Source organism: Cytobacillus sp. BC1816 (assembly GCF_051353635.1).
Classification (GTDB): Bacteria; Bacillota; Bacilli; order Bacillales; family Cytobacillaceae; genus Cytobacillus; species Cytobacillus oceanisediminis_C.
Genome location: NZ_CP195611.1, coordinates 3,078,747 through 3,098,931, shown reverse-complemented (window position 1 = coordinate 3,098,931; position 20,185 = coordinate 3,078,747). Strand labels below are relative to the sequence as shown.

The 20,185-nt window shown below is 39.8% G+C and carries 18 protein-coding genes; 16 read left to right on the top strand and 2 right to left on the bottom strand.

The genetic code is table 11. The features are described from left to right. The first annotated feature begins 142 nt into the window (after positions 1 to 142). A complete protein-coding gene (locus tag ACR42H_RS15805) occupies positions 143 to 343 on the top strand; it encodes a hypothetical protein (RefSeq protein ID WP_436371734.1) in 201 nt (66 codons plus the stop codon). On the opposite strand, the gene ACR42H_RS15800 is transcribed toward ACR42H_RS15805, so the two are convergent. Further along, positions 340 to 1,683, bottom strand: a complete 1,344-nt coding sequence (locus ACR42H_RS15800) for a short-chain fatty acid transporter (RefSeq protein WP_436371732.1) — start codon at positions 1,681 to 1,683, stop codon at positions 340 to 342. The two genes, ACR42H_RS15805 and ACR42H_RS15800, sit on opposite strands and share 4 nt — an antisense overlap. 201 nt (positions 1,684 to 1,884) lie before the next feature. Between ACR42H_RS15800 and ACR42H_RS15795 the strand changes: the two genes are divergently transcribed. The 6 genes from ACR42H_RS15795 (at position 1,885) to ACR42H_RS15770 (ending at position 7,760) form a co-directional block, all read left to right on the top strand. Beyond that, positions 1,885 to 2,478: a TetR/AcrR family transcriptional regulator gene (locus ACR42H_RS15795; RefSeq protein ID WP_071155415.1), complete on the top strand. Its 594-nt coding sequence runs from the start codon at positions 1,885 to 1,887 to the stop codon at positions 2,476 to 2,478. Between the two features lie 226 nt (positions 2,479 to 2,704). Beyond that, on the top strand, positions 2,705 to 4,219 hold the full coding sequence (locus ACR42H_RS15790) for a class I adenylate-forming enzyme family protein (protein ID WP_436371730.1): 1,515 nt from the start codon (positions 2,705 to 2,707) through the stop codon (positions 4,217 to 4,219). Between the two features lie 41 nt (positions 4,220 to 4,260). Next, complete coding sequence (locus ACR42H_RS15785) at positions 4,261 to 5,220, top strand: GntP family permease (RefSeq protein WP_436371728.1); 960 nt, start codon at positions 4,261 to 4,263, stop codon at positions 5,218 to 5,220. Continuing rightward, positions 5,180 to 5,563, top strand: coding sequence for a hypothetical protein (locus tag ACR42H_RS15780; RefSeq protein WP_436371726.1), 384 nt, complete (start codon positions 5,180 to 5,182; stop codon positions 5,561 to 5,563). The genes ACR42H_RS15785 and ACR42H_RS15780 overlap by 41 nt, the downstream gene beginning before the upstream one ends. Before the next feature lie 17 nt (positions 5,564 to 5,580). Beyond that, on the top strand, positions 5,581 to 6,528 hold the full coding sequence (locus ACR42H_RS15775) for a 3-hydroxyacyl-CoA dehydrogenase family protein (RefSeq protein WP_436371724.1): 948 nt from the start codon (positions 5,581 to 5,583) through the stop codon (positions 6,526 to 6,528). 53 nt (positions 6,529 to 6,581) lie between these two features. Further along, positions 6,582 to 7,760, top strand: coding sequence for a thiolase family protein (locus tag ACR42H_RS15770; protein ID WP_436371722.1), 1,179 nt, complete (start codon positions 6,582 to 6,584; stop codon positions 7,758 to 7,760). Between the two features lie 134 nt (positions 7,761 to 7,894). Here the strand turns inward: ACR42H_RS15770 and ACR42H_RS15765 are convergent, their stop codons facing one another. Next, entirely contained in the window at positions 7,895 to 8,452 is a 558-nt protein-coding gene (locus ACR42H_RS15765) for a helix-turn-helix domain-containing protein (RefSeq protein WP_436371720.1), read from the bottom strand. A 113-nt stretch (positions 8,453 to 8,565) separates the two neighbouring features. Between ACR42H_RS15765 and ACR42H_RS15760 the strand changes: the two genes are divergently transcribed. The 9 genes from ACR42H_RS15760 to ACR42H_RS15720 all read left to right on the top strand — a co-directional run bounded on the left by ACR42H_RS15760 (position 8,566) and on the right by ACR42H_RS15720 (position 20,177). Continuing rightward, positions 8,566 to 9,162, top strand: a complete 597-nt coding sequence (locus ACR42H_RS15760) for a LysE family transporter (protein WP_436371718.1) — start codon at positions 8,566 to 8,568, stop codon at positions 9,160 to 9,162. 174 nt (positions 9,163 to 9,336) lie between these two features. Next, entirely contained in the window at positions 9,337 to 10,911 is a 1,575-nt protein-coding gene (locus ACR42H_RS15755) for a helix-turn-helix domain-containing protein (RefSeq protein WP_436371716.1), read from the top strand. 110 nt (positions 10,912 to 11,021) lie between these two features. Next, the gene (locus ACR42H_RS15750; RefSeq protein WP_436371714.1) at positions 11,022 to 12,206 is read left to right on the top strand and encodes an amidohydrolase family protein; all 1,185 of its coding nucleotides are present in this window, start codon (positions 11,022 to 11,024) and stop codon (positions 12,204 to 12,206) included. Between the two features lie 201 nt (positions 12,207 to 12,407). After that, a complete protein-coding gene (locus tag ACR42H_RS15745; RefSeq protein ID WP_436371712.1) occupies positions 12,408 to 13,814 on the top strand; it encodes a sodium:solute symporter family protein in 1,407 nt (468 codons plus the stop codon). A 39-nt stretch (positions 13,815 to 13,853) separates the two neighbouring features. Further along, positions 13,854 to 14,975 carry a M24 family metallopeptidase gene (locus tag ACR42H_RS15740; protein WP_436376961.1) on the top strand — a complete coding sequence of 374 codons (1,122 nt, stop codon included), beginning with the start codon at positions 13,854 to 13,856 and terminating at the stop codon, positions 14,973 to 14,975. Positions 14,976 to 15,045: 70 nt separating this feature from the next. Next, complete coding sequence (locus ACR42H_RS15735) at positions 15,046 to 16,212, top strand: amidohydrolase family protein (RefSeq protein WP_436371710.1); 1,167 nt, start codon at positions 15,046 to 15,048, stop codon at positions 16,210 to 16,212. Between the two features lie 232 nt (positions 16,213 to 16,444). Further along, positions 16,445 to 17,968 carry a spore germination protein gene (locus ACR42H_RS15730; RefSeq protein ID WP_436371709.1) on the top strand — a complete coding sequence of 508 codons (1,524 nt, stop codon included), beginning with the start codon at positions 16,445 to 16,447 and terminating at the stop codon, positions 17,966 to 17,968. Then, on the top strand, positions 17,968 to 19,065 hold the full coding sequence (locus ACR42H_RS15725; RefSeq protein ID WP_436371707.1) for a GerAB/ArcD/ProY family transporter: 1,098 nt from the start codon (positions 17,968 to 17,970) through the stop codon (positions 19,063 to 19,065). The genes ACR42H_RS15730 and ACR42H_RS15725 overlap by 1 nt, the downstream gene beginning before the upstream one ends. After that, positions 19,062 to 20,177: a Ger(x)C family spore germination protein gene (locus ACR42H_RS15720; protein WP_436371705.1), complete on the top strand. Its 1,116-nt coding sequence runs from the start codon at positions 19,062 to 19,064 to the stop codon at positions 20,175 to 20,177. The genes ACR42H_RS15725 and ACR42H_RS15720 overlap by 4 nt, the downstream gene beginning before the upstream one ends. Positions 20,178 to 20,185 lie beyond the last annotated feature (8 nt).

Below are 20,185 nucleotides of genomic sequence, written 5' to 3'. Positions count from 1 at the left end.
TTCTCCCCTTCCAAATATTCTCATCTGTTAATATACCAAAAATCCGGAAAGATTAGGAGTGTCAATGGACTGAAAAATTGATTATTGTTTTCTTTTATATACGGCGAGTTTTGTTTGAAATTAATAAACTTACATTTTGTAAATGGCAGGACCTTACATCCACTATAATGTCACTTACTCAACGTTAAGCAAACCCGTAAGCTTTTCTTTCTTTTCACACCCCTGCCACCCGCCTGTATTCAATGATGAAACCACTGAAGAAGCAAGTCGCGACTGCAATGGAGGGATTAAAGCAAGCAGGCTATTTGTAAGGCCATTTGTTATCATTCAATTTGGTGGTTAAAATATCATCGGAATAAAAGTAACCCCAACCACAGCAATCACAAACAAAATAATAAGCGATACTAAACAATATCCCCAAATATCTTTCAAAGATAACCCGGACAAACCTAAAGCAGGGAGAACAAAGAAGGGCTGCAGTAAGTTTGTTACTAGATCTCCTATGGAGACAGTGTTGATTGCTACTGATACAGGGATTCCCATGGTTTGTGCCGCTTCAACCATGATTGGGCCCTGGATTTGCCACTGGCCCCCGGCTGAAGGCACGAAAATATTAACAATAGAAGCAGACAACAGACTAAAAAACGGGAAAGTGAATTCATTTGAAATAGCCACAATGCCGTTTGATATCATTACAATTAAACCAGAGCCGATCATCATCCCCATGATTCCAGCGTAGAAAGGAAATTGCAGGGCGATTCCGCCGGCTGAAGGCATGGCGCTGGTAATCGCGCTAATATAGCTTTTTGGAGAACCATGTAAGGCCAGGCCAAGAATAATAAAGCCAAAGTTCAGAATGTTAAGGTTGAGATTGAACCCACTTTTTGAGAAATACATAAATAGCCAGATCGCACCAATTGCAACAATTAGATAGTTTAAAACTTTACTATTATCCAATCGATCTGCAATAGTTGGAGTTTCTCCAACTGTAACAGGAGATGCTTCCAAGCTGGCGGCGATTTCATCGTTTCTGTAAAATGGAACGACTTCATCCGATTTAGGCATCATTTTTATATAGGCAAAAATGACAGCTGCCAAGCCGACTAATGCCACAAACAGCATGGTCGGGCTTAAGATTGTTTCTGTTAATGGTATTAGTCCGATTTTCTCTTCTAAGGAGTGCTGTGGAGTATTCACTAGGAGAGGTGCAGTCAATGTAATGCTGATTGGGAGTATGGCGATTGTTGCGGTGTAAGCTGCAGCGATGAGAATTCGAAAGTCTGCTGTCTGGACGTTTCTAGCTACTTCCATTGCAAAGAGTGTTCCTAATACGAATCCTAATCCCCAGCTAAGATAACCGCCGAGAGCAGCGACAATCATCGTAATTATAATTGCTGACTTCTGTGTTTTAGGAATGGTCGCTCCTTTTTGAACCCATCTCTGGACAAGCGGTGCTTTAACGAGCGCATATCCAGTTATAATGATCAGGATCATTTGTGTTGTAAAAGCTAGAAAGCCCCAAAAACCGTTGTACCAGTGTTCAACCATGCCAAAGAAGCTTTCACCAGTCATAATCATACCCATTGCCAAAACAATTAGGGTCAGTAGCAGGGCAAAGATGAAGGCATTCGGTAAATACTTTTCAACACCAACTTTAAAACTCTGCGAAATCGTTCTTAACATCTAAATCCTCCTTAAATTTAATCTTCCGCCTATTTTTTGGTAACAGGCTTTTAATAAAGCGCTTACATTTACATAGAAAACAGGTTGACGAAGTATGGATCAATTGAGAATATATAAACTATAGTCTATGAATGTAGTTTTGCAAACCGTAGTCTATTTGTCAAGTTTATATTTAATTTTCTGAAAAGGAATGATAGTCCGGTGAATAAAAGGCAGCTGCAAGCATTGGAGACAAAGAAAAGAATTTTAAAAATTGCATTGGAATTGTTTCAGGAGAAGGGCTTCAGCAATGTGACTGTTGATGAAATCATTGAAAAATCCCAAACGTCCAAAGGCGCATTTTATAATCATTTTAAAAGCAAGCATGATATTTTCTTTGAAAAGTTTCAGGAAGTTGACCAATATTATGTGCAGAAATTAGAACCGGAATTTCATTTATTCAACTCTGCAGAGGAAAAACTCGGATGGTTTTTCTTCAAGCAGATGGAGTATATTGAGTTGAATCTTGGCTGGGATGTTATAAGAACCATATATGAGCACGAGCTTAATGTTGAAGCAGAAAGTTTTTTCTTAATACCTGACAGACCGCTTTATCAAATCCTAGGAAAGTTATGTGACGAAGGAAAACGGAATGGGGAGTTACGTACGGATCTTTCCACAGAGGAAATGGTTGACATTTTTGCCCGCACCATAAGAGGAATTCTTTATGACTGGGGGATCAATAAAGGTGCTTTTTCGCTGCAAAATGAACAGAGGTTTTTATTTGACGCGGTAATCAGAGGGTTAAAAAAGTAAAAGAATAAAAGTAAAAAGGCATCCCAAGAGGGGCCTTTTTATTTTTTAAAATTATAATCTAGAATTCTAAGATTTTGGGACAATGAACATAAATGAGTTGATTTCTGAATATAAAAAATATTGACACATAGACTACAGTCTGTAAAATAGCAATTAAAGACTATAGTCTATATAAAACACTTACTATTTTGAAAGCGTATTCAAAAAAAAGAAAGGTGGATCTATTTTGCTTACGTACGGAAACTTGACATTGCACTCATTACTGAAAAAACAAACAGAAAGATATCCTGATAAGGAATTCATTGTTTTTAAAGATGAATCCATCACCTATCGTGAATTCCTCAATCGAACAGAAAAGATGGCGGGCTGGCTGTTGGATAGAGGAATACGAAAAGGTGATACTGTCGCTGCTTTTCTCTCCAATTCTCCGTTGTTTTACGAGACCTGGTTCAGCTGTGCGGCCATCGGTGCTATTCTGTTGCCGATCAACACAGCTTCGACACCTTCTGAATTGGAGTATTTCTTAAGCCACTCTGATTCAAAGGGATTTATTTATGAAGAGAACCTAGTTAATGAGCAGCATTTGATGGTGGCAGAAGATCTATCTCTCCTTTTTATTCAAAAGGATGAAGAGAATTGGAAAAGAGAGAAGGAGGCAAGCCAGTTCACCCCATCGGATGAACCGATTGACCCTGATGATGTTGCCTGCATCATGTATACCTCCGGAACGACTGCAAAGCCCAAAGGTGTGCTCATTACACATGAAAATTACTTGTTTGCAGGTCATTCATCTGTCCTTTATCAGCAGCTGACTTCAGAAGATCGCTATCTAATCTTTTTGCCGCTATTCCATGCCAACTCACAGTACTATACTTCCATGGCCATGCTTGCTGCTGGTGGAACCATTATCTTACTGGAACGGTTTAAATCTTCAACATTTTGGGATGATGTAAATCGGTATCGCCCAACCGTCTCAAGTCTTGTGGCTACTGTTATTAAAATGCTGCTTGAATGTCCAAACCATCCAGCTGAAAAGGAGCATACCCTTTGCAAAGCTGGGTATGGTTTATTTATCACCCATCATGATTTGGTCAAATTTAAGGAAAGGTTTGGTATTAAGCTCTATCAATGGTATGGCATGACAGAATCGATCACCACTAACATTGTTACACCTCTTCATGAAGAAATGATTACGGACCCTGCTTCCGGGATTGTCCCGATTGGGAAGCCAGGCTTGGGCCATGAAATAAAGATTGTTAGGGAAGATGGCAAAGTGGCGAACCCTGGGGAAGTTGGAGAAATCATTATTAAAAGTCCATCTCTTATGAAAGGTTATTACAAGAATCCAGAGGCTACAGCCAAAACATTGCAGAATGGCTATCTTTATACAGGGGACAAAGGCTATTACAATGAGGAAGGATTTATTTGGTTTGTTGACCGGAACAAAGACATGATTAAACGTGCTGGGGAAAATATTTCTTCCATAGAAGTTGAGAATGTTCTATCAAACCACGATTCCGTGGAAGAGTGCGCCGTGATCGGGGAACCGGATTCATTGCGGGAAGAAGCAGTTATAGCCTATATTAGATGCTCAGAAGGAAAACAGGTTTCATCAGATGAGCTTTATGAATTCTGTAAAGATCGTCTATCCTATTTTAAAGTTCCGCAGGAGTTCCGATTTGTGGATGACTTCCCAAGAACCTCTATAGGGAAAATCCAAAAGAATTTATTAAGAAAATAAAAATAGATTAAGAGATTTTTATTTTAAAAGGGGGAAAAGGAGTGGAATTGTGGAGTGTCTTTACAATCCTGTTATCGTTGGGGCTTTTAATTTTCATGGCCTTGCGCGGATTCAGCATTATCATTATTGCTCCGATTGCGAGTATTATTGTCATCCTGTTAAATGGCATGCCTTTTCTTGAAGGGATGCAGGAAAGTTATATGGCAGGATTCATTAACTTTGCGAAAAACTATTATTTGATATTCCTTTTTGCTGCTCTTTTCGGCAAGTTCATGGAAGACAGCGGTGCAGCGAGAAAAATTGCAGAAGCACTTTTGAGGATAATTGGACGTGAAAGCAAGTTTAAAGTCCTCATCGCCGTAGTGGTTATTAGTGCCATTCTTACTTATGGCGGGATCAATGTTTTTGTGGTAATCTTCGCGATGCTTCCGATCGCAAAGCCATTATTCAAAGAGCTGGAAGTACCGTGGCACTTATTTGTCGGCGCATTCTTTTTTGGTATTGCGACCTTTACGATGACGATGACACCAGGAACCCCCTCCATCCAGAACATCATTCCCACTAAATATTTCGGTACAACGGTTACGGCAGCCCCGCTGCTTGGGATCATTGCTACGATTCTCGTCATTATCATCAATGTGTGGTACTTGCGTTTTGCATTAAAACGTGCAGAAAGTCGTGGAGAAACTTACAGCAATATGAAAAATCCGGATAAGAATCCAAAGCGGGAAATGACAGATCAGTATGCTGATAAAAAACTGCCTCCTTTATTTGTCAGCATCCTTCCACCCGTATTTTTACTTGTTGCTTTGAATGCCTTTAAGCTCGATATCCTTTTAACCCTAATGTTGTCAGTAGCTGTCTGCTTTGTGCTGTTTTGGCCATTTATTGAGAAGAAATTCAAGACTATCAATGTTGGTGCCACGAATACGGTTCTGCCAATCGTTAATACAAGTGCTGATGTGGGGTACGGTAACTGCAGGGTTTGCGGTTGTATCTGATTGGCTAACTAGTATACCGGGGTCTCCGTTAATTTCATTATACCTGGCGACTACATTACTTGCGGGAATTACTGGATCGGCTTCAGGGGGACTTGGCATTGCCATGGAAACGCTCGGAAAAACCTATTTTGATATGGGTCTGGATCCAGAAATTCTCCACCGAATTGCCGCTATGGCGTCGGGCGGATTTGATGCACTTCCGCACAATGGTGCTGTTATTACGATTCTGGCAGTGGTCGGTCTCACTCATAAAGATGCTTATCGTCATATTTTTGCAACCGCCGTTATTGCTCCTGTTATAGCTGCAATCCCGACTATTATTATTGCCTCATTATTCTATTAAGAAAGGATGTAATGACTATGTTTAAACAAATTGCCATTATTGGTGCTGGCACAATGGGATATGGCATTACCTTTCAATTTGCTCAAAACAATCAAAATGTTATTTTAGTTGACCAATCTGAAGATGCACTTGTAAAAGCGAAAGAAAAGATCGAAAAGTACGCGGAAATCTTTCATCGGAAGGATCCAGTGCAATATGCTCGTGCTAATAAAATTATGAAACAGTTGACGTTTACCACTTCCTTAAGAAACGCAGCAGAAGCCGATTTAGTCACAGAATGCGTAGTTGAAAACCTTGAAGTGAAACAGCGTCTTTTTAAAGAAATGGATGAATTATTTCCGGAAGATACGATCTTCGTCTCCAACACATCAAGCTTAAAATTATCAGACATTATTCGCGATGTTCAGAAGCATCGTTCGAGAAGCCTGCTGACACACTGGTTCAATCCTGCCCATATTGTCCCGCTTGTTGAAATGCTTCAGACGGATGAGACCGACCCGGCAGTGTATGCGAAAGTGAAGCAACTTTTAACTCAATGCGGAAAAGTCACGATTGATGTGAAAAAAGAGCTTCCTGGCCTTGTTGCGAACCGAATTCAAATTGCGATGGCCAGAGAAGTTTTGAGTCTTCTTGAAGATGATGTTGCAACAAAAGAGGATATTGACCGGGCTGTAGCCTATGGTCCAGGATTCCGATTGGCACAAAGCGGCCTATTGGAGATTATGGATTTCGGCGGTCTGGATGTTTGGATCAAGGTGATGGAACAGCTTCAGCCTGCCATTGCTTCAGATGTGAAGGAATATCCTACACTTACCAGCAAAGTGGAGGCAGGTAAGTTCGGAGTTAAGAATGGGGAAGGATTCTTTACTTATCCAAATGGAAGCATGGATGATTATATCTTTGAAAGAGATGAGAAACTCATTGACCAGATGCTATTAAAATCAAAGCAGCAAGAAAGAGTGTGAAAGGAAAGAACGGTCGGGCGGTATTTAATAGACATTTAAAGGAGGAAATCTTTATGCAAGGAATCTATATACTTGATGGTGCACGCACACCTTTTACTGAATTCGGAGGATCATTTAAAGACATAACCGATATTGATCTTGCTGTCCACGCAGCAAAAGAAGCGATAAAACGTAGTCAAGTGTCAGAGGAGGATATTAAGGATGTTACGTTTGGAAATGTCATTCATACGAATCAATCATCCTCCTATTTAGCTCGTCATATCGGTCTGAAGAGCGGTATTCCTCAGAGTACCCCCGCATTAACCGTGAACCGGCTTTGCGGTTCAGGGATGCAGGCGATTGTATCGAGTGCCATGACCATCTTACACGGAGATGCGGAGGTGGCACTTGCGGGAGGAACAGAGAATATGAGCCAATCACCGCATGTTCTTCGCCATACACGCTGGGGATCTCCAGGTGGGGCACCTCCAGTTGATGATATGCTTTGGGGAACTTTAACAGATTCCTATATTGGCTATGGGATGGGTGTTACGGCTGAAAATCTCGCTGAGCGCTATTCGACCTCGCGAGAAGAGCAGGACCGGTTTGCAGTGGAATCGCATAGAAAAGCGGCAAAAGCAGCTGAATCTGGACGCTTTGCAAAAGAAATCGTGCCCGTGACAGTTAAGCAAAAAAAGAAAGAAGTTGTGGTAGATCTGGATGAACATATTCGGCCGGATACAAATGTTGAAAAAATGAGCGGTCTAAAAACAGCATTTAAAAAGGATGGAACTGTAACGGCAGGGAATGCGAGCGGAATCAATGATGGAGCGGCTGCTGTTGTTCTGGCTAGTGAATCTTACGTCAAGAAGCACAGCAAAAAGCCGCTGGCTCGGATCGTTTCCTGGGGGATTGCCGGTGTGGATCCTGAAACAATGGGGATTGGTCCTGTCCCTGCTATGCAAATCGCTTTGAAAAAAGCGGGACTGGGCTGGAATGATATTGGATTAATTGAGATCAATGAAGCATTTGCGGCACAGTCATTGGCTGTGATCAAAGAATTGAAATTGGATCAGGAAGTCGTCAATGTGAATGGAGGAGCAGTCGCTCTGGGACATCCGGTTGGAACGAGTGGGGCCCGAATCAGTTATTCACTGGCAGTGGAGATGAATGAAAGGAATGTGAAATATGGGCTTGCGTCACTGTGTATTGGCGGTGGGCAAGGAATTGCTCTATTACTGGAAAAACCTTAGAATACAAACTTTACTGGTCAAATACACAGTATGAGAATGACAAAAGGAAAGCAGCCCCGGGAGGCTGCTTTTCGTGCGATAGAGTTTGTCAATTTAAGATTTCAGTTAAATTTACACCAATCATAGAAATGCTTTTATTCTGCCGGATAAAATAAAATCATATTTACACGTGCCAAAGACTTCCCTGAATTATGATAGGTATGGGGCTTATCCGCTTTGAATCTGATGGAGTCACCGCTTTCTAATGTATATTCATCGTTATTAACCCTTATGGTTATTTCCCCATCAAAGACCACAATCAGCTCCTCGGTTCCCTCGATATGTGGTTCAGCGCTAAGGTATCCTCCTTTGTCAATTTCGACGGTATACACTTCAAAACGCTTATCGTTTTCGGAAGGAAAGTAAGGATATACCCGATACCTGCCATGATCCTCTGATAATGTCTGAATGTCCTTCTTTAAAACAACTTGAGTATCCGGCTGCGGATGATTAATCAATGAGGTAAAAGAGATCTTTAAACCATTTGCAATCTTCCAAATGGTTGTGATGGTCGGGCTTGATTCGCCACGTTCAATTTGGCCGATCATCGTTTTGCTTACTCCCGTTAATTCAGCCACCTTCTCTAAACTTAATTTTTTATTTTCTCGAAATGCTTTTAAATTTTTAGCCAGAATTAAATGAATATCCTCCATAGCTGCATTCCTTTCATCTGTACAATATAACGTCCGTCATATACAATATGTAGTAAATCGTTATATTGTTGTTTTTGTACATTATAACATACATGGAAAGGAGGAAAGCAGCTATGTCTTTATTATCTTTTTTCTTATATGTTTTTGTTACCAGCTTTACACCAGGTCCAAACAATATTATGGCCATGGTATTCGCTAACCGGTTCGGTTTAAGAAAGACGATTCGATTTTGTTTGGGGGTAAGCGCAGGGTTCTTTTTCATAATGATACTTTGCAGTTATTTTAATCTATTGCTTCATCATTTCATTCCAAAGATTGAATTGATCATGACTATCATTGGGGTCATTTATATGCTGTTTTTGGCTTATAAAATCATGACCAGTAAATCGGATGACCAGAACAATAATGATGATAAGCATAATGGCTTTTTAATCGGGATGCTTTTACAATTTATTAATCCAAAGGGGATCTTATATGGGGTTACAGTAATATCAACCTTTATCCTCCCATACCACACCTCACATACGAGCCTGATTTTCTTTTCCATTTTCCTTGCATTTGTTGGTTTCCTGAGCACTTTTTGCTGGAGTGTTTTTGGATCGATTTTTCAATCCTTCCTGGCGAAGTATAGAAGTCAGTTTAATGTGATAATGGCTTTACTGCTGGTGTATAGTGCCGGGTCAATTCTTGTGGGGTATTTTATTCAGTAAAGATCAATCTTAATGATGGGGTACAGCCACAGCTGTACCCCATACATGTTTAAATCACCATTAGGTTTTATCCATTTTATTTAGCAGAAGTTGCCTTTATAATATAAACAAACTATTAGATATACATAACAAATTCATTAATGTTAATGTTTCATCTTTAAAGGGGGGAATATTATGATCACAGTGAAAGAATTTGCTGATGTGTTAGAACAGGATAATATTATGCTGGTAAGCGGCAGGCAAAATATAAATAAAGAGATTGCCTACTTAACAAGTATGGAGCTTACTGAAAAAACATCCCGAATGAAAGAAAAAGGGTTTGTTATGACCACGTTTCATGCTTTCAAAGATGTGAATCAGATGATTAGCCATTTAGAATGGATGCAGGAAATCGGAATTAGTGCTATTGGTTTTCATACAGCAGCTTTGAAAGCGATTCCAAAAGAAGTTGTTGACTACTCCAATACTCATTCCTTTCCGCTTTTTGAAATTCCCCAAGAGGTCCCTTACTATATCATCCACGAAAAATACAATCAGCTAGTAAATCAAAGGGAAAATGAACAGGCTGCGAAAATCCATAAATTAAATGAGAAACTAATGGAAATTGTTCTCCTGGAAAAGGATTTGAATTCAATTGTAAAAGTAATAGGAGAATATATAAACAATGTTGTGTGCGTGTTAGACCCGTATTTTGATTTGATGGCGTATTGGAAAACGAAAGACCACACCAGAAATGAGATTAAGCACCTGATTAATTTAATCATAAACCAGCATAAAGAGAACGTATTAAAAGTGCGCTTCACCAATCGTGAAACAAATATAGCTGTGAAAATGGATCGTGATCCTGATCAGACTTTCAAGGTAGCCCCTTTGTTCTCTAAGATGAACTTTCTTGGCTATCTCATTATTTGTCAAAATGGAGCGACGGATAAGTATTCAGAAGAGGTTATTAAGAATGGCATTCGTGCTTTAAGTTTGGCAGCCTATAATAAAAATACAATGCTTCACTATCAAAAAAGCAAAGATATCGAAATGCTTGAACGTATTTTTCAGGATGAATCCGATGATAAAAATCTATCAGATTTTTATATGGACCTTAAGAAAGTAAGATGTATTATCCAAGTGCAGTCCTCCTCTCCGGAAACACTTCAGTCAAAACTTCAAATGCTTTCTGAGCTTTTAATAGAAAATGAAACAAATTCGCGATTATGGATTTATAACAGAAAAATTGTTGGGGTGATCGATTCAATTTTAGACAGAGAGAGGGTAGCGGACATTCTGACAGACTATCCTGGAATCCGTATCGGTGTAAGTGCGATAGACGAAGTGAACCATTGCAGCAACATTAAGGCTATGTATGACCAGTCATCAATGGGGTTACTGCATGGTCAGATTCATGATGCACAATTGGTGTTTTGGGATGAGATGGGGATAGAGAAAATAGCCTATAATTTACAATCACATCATTTGTTTCAAAACTTCGATGAAGAATTACTGGGTCCTTTGATTGCCTATGATCAGGAAAAAAATGCTTCCTTAACCGAAACACTCTATACATATTTAAAACACTTTTTCAATTTGCAAAAATCGAGCGGCGAATTATTTGTGCATCCTAATACGGTCAAGTACCGATTGCAGAAAATAAGCGAATTACTGCATATGGATATACAAAATCCATCCAATTATTCAATGCTGATGGTGGCATTTTCTATGCACAGCTATAAACAGAAGGCAGTTCGATTTCAATAGAATTGTTTAAAAGAGACAAATTCATGTCTCTTTTTTGTTTGTAGTATACAATGATAAATAATCTTTCTATTGTTATGATTTTGAATAATCAAATAATAGGAGGCTTTAAAATGCCAGCTAACACGAAATGGATATTAAAAAATGGCAGCATTATTGACGGAGTTAATGATAAGGTGATGGAGAATGCGTACATCAAGGTTGAAAACGGGAAAATTTCAGAGGTGCAGCAAGGGGAGCCAAGGGAAACAGAAGGGTTTGAAATCATTGATTGTACCGGAAAACATATCCTTCCCGGCCTGATTGACTGCCATGTACATCTTGTTTGGAATGGAAGTGCAGACCCTCAATCTGTCATAAAAAATGAAGAAAATGACAGAATTGCTTTGGAAGCCTACAAACATGCATTAGATACACTTAAATTAGGAGTCACTACGGTCAGGGATTTGGGTGCACCGGATCGAACCGTGTTGCATGTAAGAAATGTCATTGATTCCGGCTTGCTTGAAGGACCTACCATTATTGCTTCCGGAGCACCTATTTGTATGACAGGGGGACATGTCTATTATTTAGGCTACGAATCGGACGGGCCGGATGAAGTGCGAAAGAATACAAGAAGGGTGCTCAAGGAAGGGGCAGACCTGGTGAAAGTGATGGCAACGGGCGGTATTTATACCAAAGGGGAGGAGCCTGGTTCCGTCCAATTAACAATTGAAGAACTAAGTGCGGCAAAAGAAGAGGCACTGAAGAAAAATAAGAAAGTCTCTGCTCATGCAGATGGAATTGAAGGAATTATGAATTGTTTAGAGGTCGGGATCGATACAATAGAACATGGAATTTACGCAGATCGTCAGGCACTTGAAATCATGAAAAATCAGGGTACTTTCTTAGTGCCGACAATGGCTGTCATGAGACAGCTTATAAGCAGCCCGGACATCCCGGCATTTGCTCTTGAAAAAGCTAAGCAAGTAGTGGGACCGCATTTCTCTATGCTGCAGGAGGCTGTCCAAATCGGAGTGAAGATTGCGACAGGTACTGACTGTGGGTCTCCATTAACCCCGCCCCGCTATTATTATGATGAATTAGCGATTATGCATGAAGCGGGAATGTCGGAAATGGATGTCATCAAAGCATCTACGGCTGTTGCCGCTGAATGTCTGGGGATTGAAGATCAGCGCGGCAGTATTTCACCAGGGAAATTCGCAGATCTTCTGATTGTAGACAGCAATCCTTTAAATGATTTAAATCGTTTGCGGGGAGACAAGCTGGTTATGAAAAACGGTGTTTTGGTCAGCTAACGTACACTAACGACAAATGTTTGGTGTCATGATTTCAGTATGCTGTAACGGAAAAAACAGGGCTCTGCAATTGCGGAGTCCCCCTTGTATACAACGTTCCTAAAGAAAATTAAATAGGAAACAAGGATCCCTGTTCCAGGATAAAATCTGCATTAAGCTTCCACACAGCCTTATATAAAAATAGTAAAAGGAGTGAGCTTATTGAACATTTACTTAGTTGCAGTCATTCTTTATCTGATTCTGATGGCGTTGATAGGTGTGTATTTCGCAAAAAAATCGGTGAAAAACAGTGATGATTTCATGGTTGCAGGACGAAGCTTGCCGCTTTTCGTCGTAATGGGAACTCTTCTGGCAACGTTTGTTGGATCAGGAACTGTGGTCGGCGGAGCGAGCTTTATTTACCAATACGGACCGTTTGCCGCTATTTTTAATCTTTCAGGCGGAATTGTTGGAGCTATCATTTTATACTTTATAGCTTCCAAGATTCGAAAGATTGAAATCTATACAGTACCGGAACTTTTGGAACGGCGTTTTGGAAAAACAGCTCTTTATATATCATCCATTATAATCATCTTTGCATTTGTCGGAATAACAGCCTACCAGTTTACAGGTGGAGCCTATGTGCTGCAATTAACCACCGGTATTCCACTGGAAGTTGGCGCCATCATTATGTGTGCTCTCGTCATCTTCTTAACTGTGAGCGGCGGGCTATTTTCGGTGGCGTATACGGATGCACTTAGTGCCATCTTAATTATCATTGGCTTTCTATTCGGGGTTCCCTTTGCATTGAATGCTGTAGGAGGCTTTGAAGGATTATCTCTATCCTTGCCTGAAATGAATAAGACCTGGAATGGAGGATTAACATTTCCTCAGCTTCTCGGCTTCTTCCTGCCATTGTTTTTACTCGTACTGGGTGATCAAAACATGTATCAGCGATTTTCCGCTGCGAAAGATCCGAACGTAGCCCGGAAATCCACTATCGGCTTTTTTGTTGGCAGTGTGTTTGTCATAAGTTTAACCATCATCTTAGCAACTACCTCCATTGTGCTTTTCCCAGATATAAAACCCGATACAGCCATTTTATCACTTGCGATCGATGGTGTACCCCTTGTAATCGGATTGCTCATTCTCTGCTCAGCCGTTGCTTTTATTATCACAACAGCTACTTCTTACCTGTTATCAGCATCAGGAAATATCGTCAGTGACTTAATCCAGCGTTCAAGCAAAAGGAAGCTGCCTGAAAGTAAACTTCTATGGTACAACCGTGTCATTGTCGTGATATTAGGGGTTCTCGCTTATGTATTAGGACAATTCTTCCCAAGTGTCCTGGCCATCCAAATGTATTCCTATACGATGTATGGCGCGTCCTTAACTCCTGCCATTCTTGCAACCGTATTATGGAAGAATGCAACAAAAGCAGGCGTGATTAGCTCCATGATTGTGGGTGGTTCAGCAACGATGATTTGGGAAATCGGTCTTAATCGGCCATTAGATTGGAATAGTGTCCTGTTTGCCTTGCCATTGTCCGTATTAACACTCATTATTGTCAGTTTGGCAACCAGAAACAAAAATGTCTCAGCAGACCTTACGACAGATCATACAAGCTAAAAAAATTTTTCAAAAAAGGAGCTGGATATCGTGGATTCAATGAAAAGAATCAATCGATTAAAAGAGTATATGAAGGATCACTCCATTTCTGCTGTATTTGTCTTTAATCCTGACCATCAATTTTATTTAACAAATTTTAAAGCACTCATTTACTCTCGGCCTATCATCTTTCATTTGCAGGAAAAGACAGCCATGATTGTTCCTGGCCTTGAAGAAACACATGCACTGGAACATTCACATGCAGATGATGTCTTGGTCTATTATGAGCATCCTGGTGCCGGCAGGGTTGAGACCTCACATATGGAGCATATAAGTACATTGGTAAAGCAAAGTCCTGACTCATCAAAAATTGGTGTGGATTTAGCGTTTATTCCGGGTGAGGCTTTGCTCTATCTTCAGAAATCAGGCTATCAGGTGGTTGACATCGGGCAATTTATTTATCAAATGCGATTTATCAAAGATGAAGAAGAAATTCATATGCTCGAGCAGGCCGGGCAATTAGTGAACCTGGCAGTAAGCAAGTCATTAGCGCAAATTCAAGCGGGAACTACAGAAATGGAAATAGATGCAGCGGGAAATGCGGCACTGTTTGAAGCAACTGCGGCACAATATCCCGACTCAGTGATTGATATTGTGGTTATGTCGCCTTCCGGGTTAAAACGAAGCATCATGCCGCACGTCTTTTCCAATACAAGAAAAATTGAAGCGGGAGATGTCATTATTCACAGCAGACAGGTTGGGCTCAATGGGTATCGAGCTGAGTTAGAGAGAACCGTGATTGTTGGAAAACCAACATCTGAACAGGAAAAGGCGTTTCAAGCTGCAATAGAAGCGCAGCAGCGTGCGATTGATTTTATTAAACCAGGTGTAAAATTTTCAGAGGTAGATAGTGTTGCCCGTCAAGTGTTTGAAAAGGCAGGACTTGAAAAATATGCAATTCACCGAACCGGACATGGAATAGGAGTATCAGCTCATGAGCAGCCATTTTTGCGTTATGACCATCATGATGTGGTAGAGGAAGGAATGGCATTCTCGATTGAACCGGGGATTTATATACCGGGGGTTGGCGGTTTTAGACACTCTGATACTGTTCTTATTACTACTGATGGATGCCGATTAATTACAGAATATCCGCGTGATATGCAGTCCCTGCTTTTTTAACTCATATACCAAACGAGAAAGGGAGAAGTATTGTACTTCTTCCTTTTAAAAGTGATAGGAGGAACATGTGATGGAGCTTGTGATATCAAATGTACAGCTATTATATGGCGAAGAATTGGAATGTAAGAAGGGTTTAGCTCTTTGGATAAAGGACGGTTTGATTAAAGACATTATCCCTGAATCCGAACTGCCAGCCAACGTAAAGGTCATCGATGGAAATCAAGGGTTCCTCGCTCCTGGCTTAATAGATTTACATATTCATATGATGTGGGACGGTTCATTAAATCCAGTTCAAACCTCCGAAACAGAAGGTTATGAGCAGATGCTGATACGGGCTGTTTCTAATTGCCAAACATATCTCAAGCACGGAATAACGACTGTCAGGGACATTGGCTCCATTGATGATATTGCCCTGCATGCAGCAAAAGGGATCAAAAGGGGGCTTATTTCAGGTCCCGATGTCATCGCCAGCGGAAAAACATTAACCATGACAGGAGGGCATGATCCGTTCTGGGCAAGATTTGTCGATGGGAAGGAAGAGGCTTTAAAGGGTGTGCGCGAACAAATCTTTAAGGGTGCTGAAGTGATTAAAGTAAGTGCTACTGGCGGGGTCTATGGAAGAATAGAAGGGGAACAGGTCGGCCATGCAGAGCTAAGCCTGGAAGAGCAGGAAGTCATCTGTAAAGAGGCGCATCGGTTTGGACTCAAAGTTGCGTCACATGCGATTGGGCGTGATGGAATACTTAATTCGATTCTTGCTGGCGTCGATACGATTGAGCACGGTCATTTTCTGGATGATGAACTAGTTGACTTAATGGAAGAACGGAATACCGCCTGGATTCCAACATTGTTCGTCTATAAGCAAATTGCTTCACAGGAAGGGATTCCTTCTTATGCACGAGACAAAGCAGAAGAAATCGTCAGCATTCATCGGAATGCATTTGAATCCTATTTTAACCGGAATATCCTGATTGGTGCCGGTTCAGATGCTGGTTCACCATGCACATCTCACCGGGCGCTGCTGGATGAATTGTATACGATGTATGAGATGATTCCTGATGCAAAAGAGGTGCTAAAGACAGCAACAGTAAATGCCGGGAAAATTTTAGGTCGTGACGTTGGGCAAATTAAAGAGGGCTACAGGGCAAACCTGATTTTGCTAAAAGAAAATCCGCTTGAGTGCCTGAGTAATCTAGAAAGCATAGAAATGGTTGTTGTAAGGGGAGAAATCATTTAATTATCCTAAAGATTAAGAAAAGACATTTCATGTTGGAATGTCTTTTCTTAATGAATAGTGTGAGCTTTTTATTTTATAAAGTTAAAACCAATTTTAGGTAGATGGTTAATGTTGTTTAGAGACGCTTCCGGCAAAATTCTTTTTAAATTTAATTGATATAAGAGGGACTAATTGCATGTTTTTCCAGCCTTAGATACAAACTAAGTTATCATAATTTAGGCGGGAACCTCTAATGAAATTCTTTCGGAAATACAATAATCAGCCCAATTTTACTCAGCAGCATAACCGCAATCTAATCAGCTTAGATTTAATGGAAAATATAGAAGAAATCCAGTCAATCTTTAGTGAAACACCTGATCTTGTTGTGAGGAATTTCGTTATAACACACTCAAATAGTCAAGCAGTACTTGTCTATCTGAGCGGAATAACCGATAGTCAGACGATTAATAACCATGTGTTAAAACCTCTTCTATTTGAGAACGGTAAGGATAATAGTGAAACGGAATTGAGGGTATCACTGAGTCACATAAAAGAAACAAATAAGTGGCAGCAGATTGAAAGTGCGATTTTGAATGGCGAATGTGTCTTATTTGTAGAAAAACGGACAGAGGCTTTTATTTATTTTACTTCTTCTTTTCCTAAAAGATCCATTGAAGACTCGCCAATAGAATCTTCCATACATGGGTCACATGTGGGATTTACAGAGACCGGTGGTGATAATGTAGCGTTAATCCGTAAGCAAATTTACAACCGGGAACTGAAAATAAAGGAAATGACTGTTGGCGAAAGGGGGAAGTCGAAGTTAGCTATCTTGTATCTGGCAGATGTCGCGAATCACGAAGTGCTGAAGGAGATTGAGGAACGAATTCAGAAAGTGAATGTTGATAGCGTAATAAACGCGGGCGTACTTGCTGAATACATTGAGGATAATCCATATTCTCCTTTTCCACAGCTATTATTGACAGAACGTCCTGATTTTGCGGCTTCGGAAATATTACAAGGAAGAATCGCAATAGTGGTAGATCGATCGCCTAATGTCATAATTGGCCCGGCAACATTTGATTCTTTTTTCAAAACTATAGATGATTATAGCTCCCGTTGGATGGTAGCTTCTTTTATTCGTCTAATGAGATATTTTGGTTTTTTAATCGCAATATTTCTGCCATCAATCTACATCGCCATCATTTTCTTTCATTTTGAAGTCATTCCTTTAAAGCTGCTATTATCCATAGGCGAATCAAGAGAACGTGTTCCCTTTCCCCCTTATATTGAGGCATTTATTATGGAGATTACTCTGGAAATGCTGAGGGAAGCGGGTGTTCGGCTTCCGGCAAAAATTGGACAAACAGTTGGTATTGTAGGTGGTATTGTCATTGGACAAGCAGCTGTGGAGGCAGGAATTGTAAGTAATGTAATGGTGATTGTTGTAGCTTTGACAGCCATAGCCTCTTTTATCATTCCAAATTATGAAATGGGTTCAGCCATTCGAATGGTCCGGTTCCCGATGATGATACTTGCTTCTCTTTTCGGATTTGTGGGACTTGCCATTGGATTAATGATCTTGCTTGCACACTTCATTGCGCTTGAATCATTAGGAATGCCTTATGGCAGTCCGATCGCACCATTACGATTTCCAGATTGGAATGATGTATTTATTCGACTTCCGCAGTGGTCTATCAAAAAACGCCCTTTAAGTACAAGTGCCGTTCAAATGAAAAAAGCAGATTCTCATCGTCCAAAGGGTGGCGAACAGTGATGATAAACATAAAAAATCAAATTACGCCGATGCAATTTATTTTATTGATTCATGGTGTGCAGATGGGAGTCGGAGTCTTAACACTGCCAAGGGAATTAGCTCAAAAAGCAGGGACAGATGGTTGGATTGCAATCATCATTTGCTGGTTTTTTTCGACAATGATTAGTTTAATCATTATACAAATTATGAAGAAGTATCCGAATGGAACGATCCTTGATCTGGTAACCCACTATTTTGGGAAATGGATAGGAAGGGCAAGTACCATTATATTTGCATTGTATTTTGCTATATTGACCCATGTTCTTTTTATTAGAGAGGCACTCTTTATTCAAGCGTGGATTTTACCTCATACCAATATCTTGATATTAATTTTGTTGTTATCGATTCCTAGCTATTTAATTGTTCGAAAAAACATCAGTATATTAGCCAGGTATTCTGAATTCGTTTATTTCATGACATTATGGGCAATTCTTATTTATTTAATTCCTATGAAACATGCTGAGTGGCTTCATTTGCTCCCTGTTCTTAAGGAAGGCTGGGTTCCAATTTTTACGGCTGTAAAAACGGCCATTCTTTCTTTTGTAGGTTTTGAAATTGCCTTTTTTCTCTATCCTTACTTACAAAAGAAGGATAAAGCCTCTTTGGGTATTGTAGTTGCTAATACACTTTCACTCCTCATGTACTTGATGATAACCATAGGAGCCTTTGCATTTTTTAGCCCTGACGAAATTACCATATATAATGAACCTACAATAATAATTTTAAAGGTCATTGAATTTGAATTTATCGAACGGCTGGAAATTGTGTTTTTTTCTTTTTATATATTTGTTATTTCTACAACAGTCCTTCCATTAATGTTTATGACAGTATTTTGTACAAGTCAGCTGGCTGGAAGACAAGATCATAGTAGACATATAGCGTGGTTTTTACTGCTTGAATGTATATTTGCTGTGTTGTTTCCCCCAACTTTCGATAATAATTTCCTTCTTCAAAAAATGATCGATCAAGCTGGGCTAATACTTGCGTTTGCTTTTCCTATATGTTTATGGGGATATGTCTGGCTGCACGGATTGTTTAAAAGGAGGGCAAATAAATGAAACGTTGGTTCCTTGTGATTCTTTTCTTTTTTCTTGCTGCAATACTTTCAAGCTGTGGACGAAGTATTCCTATAGAGGATTTAGCGATTTCCTTAATACTTGGTGTTGATCTCGATGAGGAAGATAATCTAATCATTTCTGAATCAAGTCCTGTGTTCAATAGTGAAGCCAAGAAAAAAATTGAAACATATGAATTAAAAGCAAAAACAATACGGGATTCCAGGAGGCATTTTGACGCTTTGACACCAGGTGCGGTCACTGCCGGGAAAATTCAAGTGCTTTTGATAGGAAAACGAGTACTGGAACATGAAGATTGGTTTAATGTCTTAGATACGATATATCGGAATCCCACATTTTCCGTAAATTCAAGAATCATAGTGGTTGATGGTCCTGTATCTGATGTTATTCATTATGAACCGGAAGATAAACCACAATTACCTTTGTTTTTGAAGGAAGTTATTGATAAGAACATTGATAGATCGAGGACTGTATTAGCTACTCCTCAGTCACTCCATAGGCAAATGTACGAGAAGGGCATGACTCCTTTGATATCAGAATTAAAAAAAGGCCAAGATGTTGAAATAGTTGGAGTATCATTGATGGATCAGTATGGAAAGTATGTTGACACTCTGGGTATGCAAGAGACGTCACTCCTAATTATCTTAAAGGATAAACAAACAGAAGAATTAACCATTTCCATTCCACTTCCAGCGTTAGGGGATGAGGGAGGAATCTTTAATAAGAACGAATTAAGTATAGATCTTAGCAGGATTAAATCTAAAGTAAAGACTACATATAACCAGGATAAATTTCATTTCAACTATAAGATTCATATGACCGCAAGTGTTGTGGAACAGCTATTTACTTCAGGTAATGTAAAAGAAAATGAACTTGAGAAGATGATTGAGCAAGAATTGAAATCCCGATTTGAAGGTCTTATTAAGAAAATCCAGAAAAACAAAATTGATCCAATCGGGCTCGGTATTTATGCTAGAGCCTATCAATATGAACAATATAAAAAAGTTGAAGGACATTGGGGCGAAGCTCTAGCGGATTCAAACATTGATGTTTCCGTAGACGTCACGATAAAATCAACGGGTGCTATAAGGTAATAAAGGAA